This is a genomic window from Embleya scabrispora DSM 41855, assembly GCF_000372745.1.
Lineage (GTDB): Bacteria > Actinomycetota > Actinomycetes > Streptomycetales > Streptomycetaceae > Embleya > Embleya scabrispora.
This window is the reverse complement of record NZ_KB889679.1, coordinates 100491-110600: the sequence shown is the minus strand read 5'-3', so window position 1 is coordinate 110600 and position 10110 is coordinate 100491. Positions and strand designations below refer to the sequence as shown.

Here is a 10110-nt window from a genome sequence, read left to right as displayed (position 1 = left end):
CCCCAGCCCCCGATCAACTCATCCCTTCTCACAAACAAAAATCGCCGTCCCCGGCAACAACCGCCCCCGCAGCGGGCTCCAGCCGCCCCAGACCGAGTCCAGGTCGTCCGGCCACTCCGGTTCCACGAGGTCGGTGAGGCGGAATCCGGCGCCGACCACCTCGCGTACCCGGTCCCCGAGCGTGCGGTGCTGCTCGACGTAGGTCGCCCGCCCGGTGTGGTCCTGCTCCACGTACGGCGTCGTGTCGAAGTACGAGGTCACCGCGGTCAGCCCCTCGGGCCCCGGCTCGTCGGGGAAGGCCCAGCGCACCGGGTGGGTGATCGAGAAGACCCAGCGCCCGCCCGGCCGAAGCACCCGGAACACCTCGCGCATGATGCCCGCGCCGTCCGGGCTGAACGGCAGCGCGCCGTACGCGGAGAACGCGAGGTCGAAACTCGCGTCGGCGAACGGCAGCCGCGCCGCGTCGGCCTGCACCACCGGCACCCGGGTGCCGTGCTCGTCGTCCAGTCGGCGCGAGTGCTGGAGCTGACGCAGCGACAGGTCCAGCGCGATCGGAAACGCACCGCGCGCGAGCAACCGGCGCGAACACTGCGCCGCGCCCGCGCCGACCTCCAGGACGGTGCGCCCCTCGACCGGGCCCAGCAGCCCGACGCGGTCCTCGTCCAGCCCCTCGGGGCACCAGGTGAAGCGCGCGTCGCCGAGGAAGTCGCCGTGCTCGACCTGATACTCGTCGGCGTTGGCGTCCCACCACTGCCGGCCGGCCCGCACGCTCTCCATCAGGCCCACCTTGCGCCGCACCGGGTCGTCGCCGTCGTCGAGCTCGTCCGGATCGACGTACTGCGCCGCGAGGGACGCGTGCGGGTCGTGGGAAATGGGGCGGTTCACAGGGCTCCAGACGCTGCGGGCGGGCACGGACGCGCGTAGGGTACTCCCTTCGGGACGTCCCGGTTGACCCCATGCATCCCGTGCGCGTTGACCGCACCCGGTCGGCCCCGTATGCTGCAAGTTGCGCCGCGGGCCTGCGTGAACTCAGACGGAGCAGGTCGCGCTCACCTTTGTCGATCCCACGCCATCCTCTTGCATGGACGCGGGCGTCGGGGGCGAAACCGGGTCCACAAGCGTGTTTGAAAACGACTTCTGTCCGTACCCGGAGCCCTTACCCACATGACGAGCAGCACCGAGGCCACGCCCAGCACCACCCCGCAGGTGGCGGTCAACGACATCGGCTCCGAGGAAGACTTCCTCGCAGCGATCGATGAGACGATCAAGTACTTCAACGACGGCGACATCGTGGATGGCGTGATCGTCAAGGTCGACCGGGACGAGGTCCTGCTCGACATCGGTTACAAGACCGAAGGCGTCATCCCGTCCCGCGAGCTTTCCATCAAGCACGACGTGGACCCCCACGAGGTCGTCACTGTCGGTGACCACATCGAGGCCCTGGTTCTCCAGAAGGAGGACAAGGAAGGCCGCCTGATCCTCTCGAAGAAGCGGGCTCAGTACGAGCGCGCTTGGGGCACCATCGAGAAGATCAAGGAAGAAGACGGCATCGTCACCGGTACCGTCATCGAGGTCGTCAAGGGTGGTCTCATCCTGGACATCGGCCTCCGCGGCTTCCTCCCGGCCTCGCTGGTCGAGATGCGTCGTGTGCGTGACCTCCAGCCGTACGTGGGCAAGGAGCTCGAAGCCAAGATCATCGAGCTGGACAAGAACCGCAACAACGTGGTCCTGTCCCGCCGTGCCTGGCTCGAGCAGACCCAGTCCGAGGTGCGTCAGACCTTCCTCACGACCCTGCAGAAGGGTCAGGTCCGCACGGGCGTCGTGTCCTCGATCGTCAACTTCGGCGCGTTCGTGGACCTCGGCGGCGTCGACGGTCTCGTGCACGTCTCCGAGCTGTCCTGGAAGCACATCGACCACCCGTCCGAGGTTGTCGAGGTCGGCCAGGAAGTCACCGTCGAGGTCCTCGACGTGGACATGGACCGCGAGCGCGTCTCCCTGTCGCTGAAGGCGACCCAGGAAGACCCGTGGCAGCAGTTCGCCCGGACGCACCAGATCGGTCAGGTCGTTCCCGGCAAGGTCACCAAGCTCGTTCCGTTCGGTGCGTTCGTTCGCGTGGACGAGGGCATCGAGGGTCTGGTGCACATCTCCGAGCTGGCCGAGCGCCACGTGGAGATCCCGGAGCAGGTCGTCCAGGTCGGCGACGAGATCTTCGTCAAGGTCATCGACATCGACCTCGAGCGTCGCCGCATCAGCCTCTCGCTGAAGCAGGCCAACGAGGCGTTCGGCGCGGACCCGGCCACGGCCGAGTTCGACCCGACCCTGTACGGCATGGCCGCGACCTACGACGACGCGGGCAACTACATCTACCCGGACGGCTTCGACCCGGAGACCAACGACTGGCTCGAGGGCTTCGACAAGCAGCGCGAGGAGTGGGAGAAGCAGTACGCCGAAGCCCAGGCGCGCTTCGAGTCGCACCAGCAGCAGGTCGTCAAGGCTCGCGAGGCCGAGGCGGAGGCCGTGGCCGGCGAAGCCGCGGGCGCGTACTCCTCGGGCGGTGACGACGAGGTCGAGGCCGACACCACCGGTGGCGCCCTGGCCTCCGACGAGGCGCTCGCCGCGCTTCGCGAGAAGCTGGCCGGCGGCCAGAGCTGACCTCGGTCGGCCCTGCCGGAGCAGTGCTCGATGTGATCCGCCGGTAGCGATACCGGCGGATGGAAAGGCCCCACTTCCCTTCGGGGAGGTGGGGCCTTTCGGCTTTTCCGGTGCCGGCGCGCGAACGCGGCTAGGGTCGGGAACGGTCACACGGCAGCCGGGGGAGGGTGCGGGGTGTACGTCTCGTCCGGACGTCCGGAATCGGCGACCGAGGCGGCGGTCGAGCGGCCCGCGTCGGGGGTCGGCGCGGTGGTCACCGGCAACGTGATCGCGCTCGGCATGGTCAGCCTGGTCACCGACGTCTCCTCCGAGATGGTCACCGCGGTGATGCCGCTCTACCTGGTCACCGGGCTGGGCCTGACCATGCTCCAATTCGGCTTCCTGGACGGCCTGTACTCCGGCGTCACGGTCTTCCTGCGGCTGGTCGGCGGGCACCTCGCCGACCGGTTCGCCGCGCGCAAGCAGGTCGCCGTGGCCGGCTACGGGATATCGGCGGTGGCCAAGCTCGGACTGCCGCTGGTCGGTGCCTCGGTGCCGGGCATCGGCGCCGTGCTGGCGGCGGATCGGGCGGGCAAGGGGCTGCGCACCGCGCCCCGGGACGCGCTCATCTCGCTGTCCAGCAGCCCGCAGGCGCAGGGGCGCGCGTTCGGTGTGCATCGTGCGCTGGACACCGTCGGGGCGTTCACCGGGCCGCTCGTGGCGTTCGCCATCCTGGCCGCGGTGGGCACCGCCTACGACGCGGTGTTCGTGGTGAGCTTCTGTGTCGGCCTGGTCGGTGTCGCGATGCTGGTGTTGTTCGTGCGCGACCACCGCGACCCGATCGAGCACAGGCCCGGATGGCGGGACGGGCTACGGCTGTTGCGGGATCGGCCCTACCGCCGGCTGTGTGCGGCCTCGGCCGTGCTCGGCCTGGTCACGGTCAGCGACGCCTTCGTCTACCTGCTGCTCCAGCACCGGCTGGAGATTCGGCCGCACTGGTTTCCGCTGCTCCCGCTGGGCACCGCCGGGGTCTACCTGGTGCTCGCGCTGCCGCTGGGCCGGCTCGCCGACCGGGTGGGGCGGCGGCGGGTGTTCCTGGCCGGGCACGGGGTGCTGCTCGCCGCGTACCTGCTGCTCGGCGGTCCGCTCGGCGGGGTCGGGTTGTTGATCTCGGTGCTCGCGCTGCACGGGGTGTTCTACGCGGCGACCGACGGCGTGCTCTCGGCGGCGGTGGGTGCGCGGTTGCCCGCGTCGGGTCGGGCGGGCGGGCTCGCGGTGGTGCAGACCGGGCAGGCCGCGGGTCGGTTCGCGTCCTCGATGATCTTCGGCGCGCTGTGGACGGCCTGGGGACCGGCCGGCGCGATCCGGGTCCTGGCCGGCGCGCTCACGGTGGCCCTGCTCGGCTCGGCGCTCGCCCTCGCGGGCGGCGGGCGCGGGCGGCACGACGGAGAACAGGTGCGAGATGTCCGTTGACGCACCGGTGAAACCGACCCTGACCAAAGGGCGGATTCTGCTCTTCGCGCTGATCCTGGTCCTGCTCGCGGGGGTCGGCATCGGATACACGGTGTACGCGGTCGACCGCGAGGACCAGCGGTTGCACGGCGGTTCCGGCACCGCGCCGGGCGGGCCGCCGCTGACTCTGACCGGGACGCCACGACTGCTGTTCCGCAGCACCGAGTCGGGCCCGGGATACGGCCGGCTGGCCACCGTCGCGGCCGGCGATCCGAGTGGGCCGCGCACGGTGGGCGAGCGCTCGTGCGATCGGGTCTACGCGGCGGGCGGCACCGCGGTGTGCCTGGCCACCGAGGGCGGGATCACCAGGACCAATGTGGCGCTGGTCCTGGACGCGAATCTGCGCCAGGTGCGCCGGGTCGAACTGGCGGGCACACCCAACCGGGCGCGGGTGTCGGCGTCGGGTCGGATGGCCTCGTGGACGGTGTTCGTCTACGGCGACTCGTACGCGTCGATGACGTTCTCCACCCGGACCTCGATCCTGGACACGCACACGGGTGCCATGGCGGCGAACCTGGAGGACTTCACCACCACCCGGGACGGCAAGGAACTCAAGTCGCCCGACCGCAACTTCTGGGGCGTCACGTTCACCGCCGACGACAACACGTTCTACGCCACGCTGTCCACCAACGGCTCCGGCCGCACGTATCTGGTCCGCGGCGATCTACGGGCCCGCACCATGACGGTGTTGCGCGAGAACGTCGAGTGTCCGTCGTTGTCCCCGGACGGCACCCGCCTGGTGTTCAAGAAGAAGGTCTCGCAGAGCACCCGCAACCCCTGGCGCCTGCATGTGCTCGACCTGGCGACGATGCGCGAGACACCGCTCGCGGAGACCCGCAGCGTGGACGACCAGGCGATCTGGCTGGACGAGCGCACGGTCGGCTACGGACTGCCGACCGGGGCGGGCGCGGCCACCGACGTGTGGTCGGTGCCGGCCGACGGGAGCGGTGCGCCGGTGCGCATCGTGGCGGGCGGATTCTCCCCGGCGCCGCTGCGCTGACCGATCGGTTGGCCGCGCTTGTGCGTCGGACCGGCATCGCGCAGGCTGCGGGTCTGCCACAGTTCCGTCACGAAAGATCGCCTCGCGCACGGGCGTGGCCGCCCGTTTGACAGCGTCTGACCTGGAACGAAGAGGTATCGCACCCGCGCGATCACCTCGCGCCCCACCCGGTGGTCGCCGGGCCGGCTCGGCGAAGGGCCCATGCTCGGTTCGCGTACCCTGACTCATTGGTGCCATGCGCCGGGCTCGTATGGAAGTGGCCCGTGTGGCGGTCGGGACGACCGCCGGAGCACGCAGGCCCCCGGACTTCGGGGCAGGGCGCCCATTCGACGTGCAGCAGGAATGAGGATATCGATGGCCTTTGGTGGGACGTTCGCCACCGGGCAGGTAGTCAAGACGGTCGGCGCGTCCGACGTCGCCCTGTACCGCGGCGTGCGCGGACGCACCGGGCATCCGGTCGTCCAGCGCACGAGCAAGGCGCTGTCGTTCGCCGGCGAGCACGCGGGTGTCTGGCTCGCGGCCGGCCTGGTCGGCGCGGCCGTGGACCGCGACCGTCGGCCCGAGTGGCTGCGCGCCACCGCCACGGTCGCCGGCGCACACGTGGCCAGCATGGTGGTCAAGCGCGTCGTGCGCCGCCCGCGGCCGGCCATACCGGGCCTGGAGCCGACGGTTCGCACCGCGGGCCGGCACAGCTTTCCGTCCTCGCACTCGGTGTCCTCCGCTGCCGCCGCCGTGGCGTTCCACGGCCTGCTGCCCACCGCGGTCACGGGTACGGCCGCCGCTGCGACGTGTTTCTCGCGGCTCGTCGTGGGCGTCCACTATCCGTCCGACGTGGCCGCCGGCGCGACCATGGGTCTCGCCGCCGGCGGCTTGGGTCGAGCCTGGGCCCGTCGCGCACAGCGTCCGAAAGGGTTCTGAGTCTTGAGTACATCCGAAATCGAATCGCCGCTCGACGCGCGGGAGGCCGTGGTCACCACCACGACCTCGACCGTGATCGAGACGCCGACGCGGCCTCCGCGCGGTGGACTCGCGGGTGGCCTGTTGAAGCTGGCCCGGCCCAAGCAGTGGGTCAAGAACGTGCTCGTGTTCGCCGCGCCGCTCGCGGCCGGACGGCTGGACGAGGGTTACGTCCTCGGCCACACCGCGATCATGTTCGTGCTGTTCTGCCTGGCGGCTTCGGCGATCTACTACGTCAACGACGCGTTCGACGTGGAGGCCGACCGCGAGCATCCGACCAAGCGCAACCGCCCGATCGCCTCCGGCGTGGTGCCGGTCAAGCTGGCGTGGGTGCTGGGGCCGATTCTCGGGGTCGCCGCAGTCGTACTCGGTGTGTTGCTCTGCAACCCGGGGACGGCGCTCGTGCTGGGCCTGTACGTGGCGCTCAACGTCGCGTACTGCTTCTCCTTCAAGCACGTGGTGGTGCTCGACCTGGCCATGGTCGCCTCCGGCTTCCTGTTCCGGGCGATGGCCGGCGGTACCGCCTCCGAACTGCCGCTGTCGCGCTGGTTCCTGCTGACGGCAGGGTTCGGGTCGTTGTTCATGGTGGCGGGCAAGCGCTACTCGGAGATGGTCCTGATGGGCGAGGAGGCGGCCAAGACGCGCGCCTCGCTGGCCAATTACTCGATCACCTACCTGCGCTTCGTGTGGCAGATGGCGGTCTCCGTGACGCTGCTCACCTACTCGCTGTGGGCATTCCAGATTCCCGAGGGCGATTCCACGCTGGCCTGGCACCAGTTGTCGCTGGTGCCGTTCGGATTCGCGTTCCTGCGCTACGCCGTCTACGTCGATGCCGGAACCGCGGGCTCCCCCGAGGACGTTCTTCTCAGGGACAAGGTCCTCGTCGGCCTTGGCTTCGCCTGGCTTCTCACCTTTGTTCTGGGAGTTTTCCATGTCTGACGGCCCGTCGGCCGACGCCCGCCCAACCGCTCGGCGGGTAAGCCTGAACGGTTGGGGACGCACCGCCCCCTCCTTCGCCGACGTCGTGCGCCCCACGAACCGCGACCAGGTCGCGAGTGCCCTGGGGCAGCGCACCTCGCGCGGCGTGATCGCCCGCGGCCTGGGCCGCTCGTACGGCGACCCCGCGCAGAACGCCGGCGGCACGGTCCTGGACATGACCGGCCTCGACCGGATCCTCGCGGTGGACCTGGAGCGCGGCCTGGTCACCTGCGAGGCCGGGGTGAGCCTGGACCGGCTGATCGAACTGTTCGTCCCGCTCGGCTTCTTCGTGCCGGTCACCCCGGGGACCCGGCAGGTCACCGTGGGCGGCGCGATCGGCGCCGACGTGCACGGGAAGAACCACCACGCGGACGGCAGCTTCTGCAACCACGTGTTGTCCATCGACATGCTGATGGCCGACGGCACCGAGCGCACGATCACCCCCGATGGCGACCCGGAGCTGTTCTGGGCCACCGCCGGCGGCATGGGCCTGACCGGCCTGATCCTGTCCGCGACCATCCGGATGACGCCCATCGAGACCTCGCTCGCGTCGGTGGACACCGACCGGACGAAGAACCTCGACGAGGCCATGGCGTTGATGGCCGAGACGGACGAGAAGTACACCTACACCGTCGCGTGGCTGGACTGCCTGGCCAAGGGCGCCAACCTGGGCCGATGCGTGCTCACCTGCGGTGAGTTCGCCGCGCTCGACGACCTGCCCGCGAAGAAGCGTCGGGACCCGCTGCGGTTTCGCACCGGTTCGCTGCTGACCGTCCCGGACCTGGTGCCGGGTCGGCTGCCGAACAAGCTCACCATGGGCCTGTTCAACGAGCTGTGGTACCGCAAGGCGCCCAAGCACAAGGTCGGCCAACTGCAGTCGATCACCGGGTTCTTCCACCCGCTGGACCTGGTTCAGGAATGGAACCGGGTCTACGGGCGGACCGGCTTCCTCCAGTACCAGTTCGTGGTGCCATTCGGGCGCGAGGACGGGCTGGTCAAGGCGGTCGAGACGATCAGCGCGCACGGCGCGCCCTCCTCGCTCACGGTGCTCAAGCGGTTCGGTCCCGGCAACGCGGGCTTCCTGTCCTTCCCCAAGCCGGGGTGGACGCTGACCCTCGACTTCCCGACCAACACGCCCGGGCTGGCGCGGCTGCTCAAGCAGCTCGACGAGATCGTGCTGACCAACGAGGGCCGGTTCTACCTCGCCAAGGACTCGCGGATGGACCCGGCCGACCTGGCCCGGATGTACCCGCGCCTGGAGCGGTTCCGCGAGGTGCGGGCCAAGGTCGACCCGGACGGGATCTTCGTCTCCGATCAGGCCCGCCGACTCGGGCTCTGATCCACCCCTCTTCCGTCTTCTCGTGAACCACTTGTGAAGGACACACCGTGAAAGACGCCCTGGGCGCCCCGCAGTCCCTGCTCGTTCTCGGCGGCACCTCCGAGATCGCGCTGACCACGGCTCGCGCGATGGTCGCCGAGCGGGTTCGGCGGGTCGTGCTCGCCGGCCGCCCCTCCGCCGCGCTGGACGCGGCCGCCGAGCAGCTGCGCGGCCTCGGCGCCACGGTCGAGGTGGTCGGCTTCGACGCGGCCGAGACCGACGACCACGAGAAGACCATCGACGAGGTCTTCGCCGCCGGCGACATCGACGTCGTGCTGCTCGCCTTCGGCGTCCTGGGCGACCAGGACGCGGACGAGAAGTCCCCGGCCGCCGCCGCGCGCGTCGCGCAGGTCAACTACGTGGGCGGCGTCTCGGCCGGGCTGGCGGCGGCCAACGCGCTGTCCCGGCAGGGCCACGGCGCGCTCGCGGTGATCTCGTCGGTGGCCGGCGAGCGGGCCCGCAAGTCGAACTTCATCTACGGTTCGACCAAGGCCGGCCTGGACGCGTTCGCCCAGGGCCTGGGCGACAAGCTGCACGGCACCGGCGTGCACGTGATGGTGGTGCGGCCGGGCTTCGTGAGGACCAAGATGACCGAGGGCCTGCCGGACGTGCCGCTGGCCACCACGCCGGAGGTGGTCGCCGAGGCGATCGTCAAGGGCCTGCGTCGCAAGTCGTCCGTGGTCTGGGTGCCGGGCCAGTTCCGCTTCGTGATGTCCGCGCTGCGGCACGTCCCGCGGCCGATCTTTCGCAAGCTGAACATCTGACCCGCGGTCCGTCGTCGCGACCGAGCCCGTCCCGGTGTGCCCGGGGCGGGCTCGCGTGTGTCCGGGGGCGGCGCCCTTCTACCCTGAGGGCGCCTGGCCTACCGTGGCCCGGTTCTGGTCCACCCGAAGACGTACGAGGGGCGCGGCATGGGCAGCAGGGGCAACGTCGGGCTCACCGGCGGCATCGGCGCGGGCAAGAGCGAGGTGGCGCGGCGGCTCGCCGAGCTGGGCGCGGTGGTGATCGACTCGGACCGGATCGCCCGCGAGGTGGTGGCGCCGGGCACGCCGGGGCTGGCGGCGGTGGTGGCGGAGTTCGGCGAAGGGGTGCTGCTGCCGGACGGCTCGCTCGACCGTCCGGGCCTGGGCCGGATCGTCTTCGGGTCGCCGGAGCGGTTGGCCGCGCTCAACGCGATCGTGCACCCGCTCGTCGGCGACCGCGCGGCGGAGTTGACGGCCGCTGCCGGGGAGGACGCGGTGCTGGTCAACGATGTGCCACTGTTGGCGGAGAACGACCTGGCGAAGCTGTACGACCTGGTCGTGGTGGTGGACGCCGCGGAGGCGACGCAGCTGGATCGGCTGGTCCGACTGCGGGGGATGGCCGAGGCGGACGCTCGGGCCCGCATGGCCGCGCAGGCGTCTCGGGAGCAGCGGTTGGCCGTCGCGGATGTGGTGATCGACAACGATGGGCCGCTCTCGGCGTTGGAGCCGCAGATTCTGGCGTTGTGGGAGCGATTGACGGGCGACTGAGGCCCCGCGGCCTCGCGACGTCGCTGCGCTCGTCCGGCTGCCGGTCGCCCGCAGGCGCCCGACCGGCGGGCCGTTGCGACTGCGGCGGCCAGGCGCGTCCGCGCCCACGACTTGATCGCGGAGGCGGCTCCGCCGCCGCCGGC

At 70.7% G+C, this 10110-nt stretch carries 9 protein-coding genes; 8 read left to right on the top strand and 1 reads right to left on the bottom strand.

Annotated elements, in window-relative coordinates:
• Positions 1 to 18: 18 nt before the first annotated feature.
• Complete coding sequence (locus tag A3IC_RS0129120) at positions 19 to 777, bottom strand: class I SAM-dependent methyltransferase (RefSeq protein ID WP_052173864.1); 759 nt, start codon at positions 775 to 777, stop codon at positions 19 to 21.
• A 387-nt stretch (positions 778 to 1164) separates the two neighbouring features.
• Between A3IC_RS0129120 and rpsA the strand changes: the two genes are divergently transcribed.
• From rpsA to coaE, 8 genes are all read left to right on the top strand, one after another.
• Entirely contained in the window at positions 1165 to 2652 is a 1488-nt protein-coding gene (rpsA, locus tag A3IC_RS0129115) for a 30S ribosomal protein S1 (protein WP_020553601.1), read from the top strand.
• Positions 2653 to 2826: 174 nt separating this feature from the next.
• Positions 2827 to 4104: an MFS transporter gene (locus A3IC_RS0129110; RefSeq protein WP_020553600.1), complete on the top strand. Its 1278-nt coding sequence runs from the start codon at positions 2827 to 2829 to the stop codon at positions 4102 to 4104.
• Complete coding sequence (locus A3IC_RS0129105; RefSeq protein ID WP_052173859.1) at positions 4094 to 5143, top strand: TolB-like translocation protein; 1050 nt, start codon at positions 4094 to 4096, stop codon at positions 5141 to 5143. Before A3IC_RS0129110 ends, A3IC_RS0129105 begins: the two co-directional genes overlap by 11 nt.
• Before the next feature lie 354 nt (positions 5144 to 5497).
• A complete protein-coding gene (locus A3IC_RS57145) occupies positions 5498 to 6061 on the top strand; it encodes a phosphatase PAP2 family protein (protein WP_020553598.1) in 564 nt (187 codons plus the stop codon).
• 3 nt (positions 6062 to 6064) lie between these two features.
• Positions 6065 to 7039 (top strand): decaprenyl-phosphate phosphoribosyltransferase, encoded by a 975-nt coding sequence (locus A3IC_RS0129095; protein ID WP_020553597.1) that lies wholly within the window; start codon positions 6065 to 6067, stop codon positions 7037 to 7039.
• Positions 7032 to 8417, top strand: coding sequence for a decaprenylphosphoryl-beta-D-ribose oxidase (dprE1, locus tag A3IC_RS0129090; protein WP_026218876.1), 1386 nt, complete (start codon positions 7032 to 7034; stop codon positions 8415 to 8417). The genes A3IC_RS0129095 and dprE1 overlap by 8 nt, the downstream gene beginning before the upstream one ends.
• Positions 8418 to 8464: 47 nt before the next feature.
• Positions 8465 to 9220, top strand: coding sequence for a decaprenylphospho-beta-D-erythro-pentofuranosid-2-ulose 2-reductase (gene dprE2, locus A3IC_RS0129085; protein WP_020553595.1), 756 nt, complete (start codon positions 8465 to 8467; stop codon positions 9218 to 9220).
• A 147-nt stretch (positions 9221 to 9367) separates the two neighbouring features.
• Positions 9368 to 9967 carry a dephospho-CoA kinase gene (gene coaE, locus A3IC_RS0129080; RefSeq protein WP_020553594.1) on the top strand — a complete coding sequence of 200 codons (600 nt, stop codon included), beginning with the start codon at positions 9368 to 9370 and terminating at the stop codon, positions 9965 to 9967.
• The last annotated feature ends 143 nt before the right edge of the window (positions 9968 to 10110 follow it).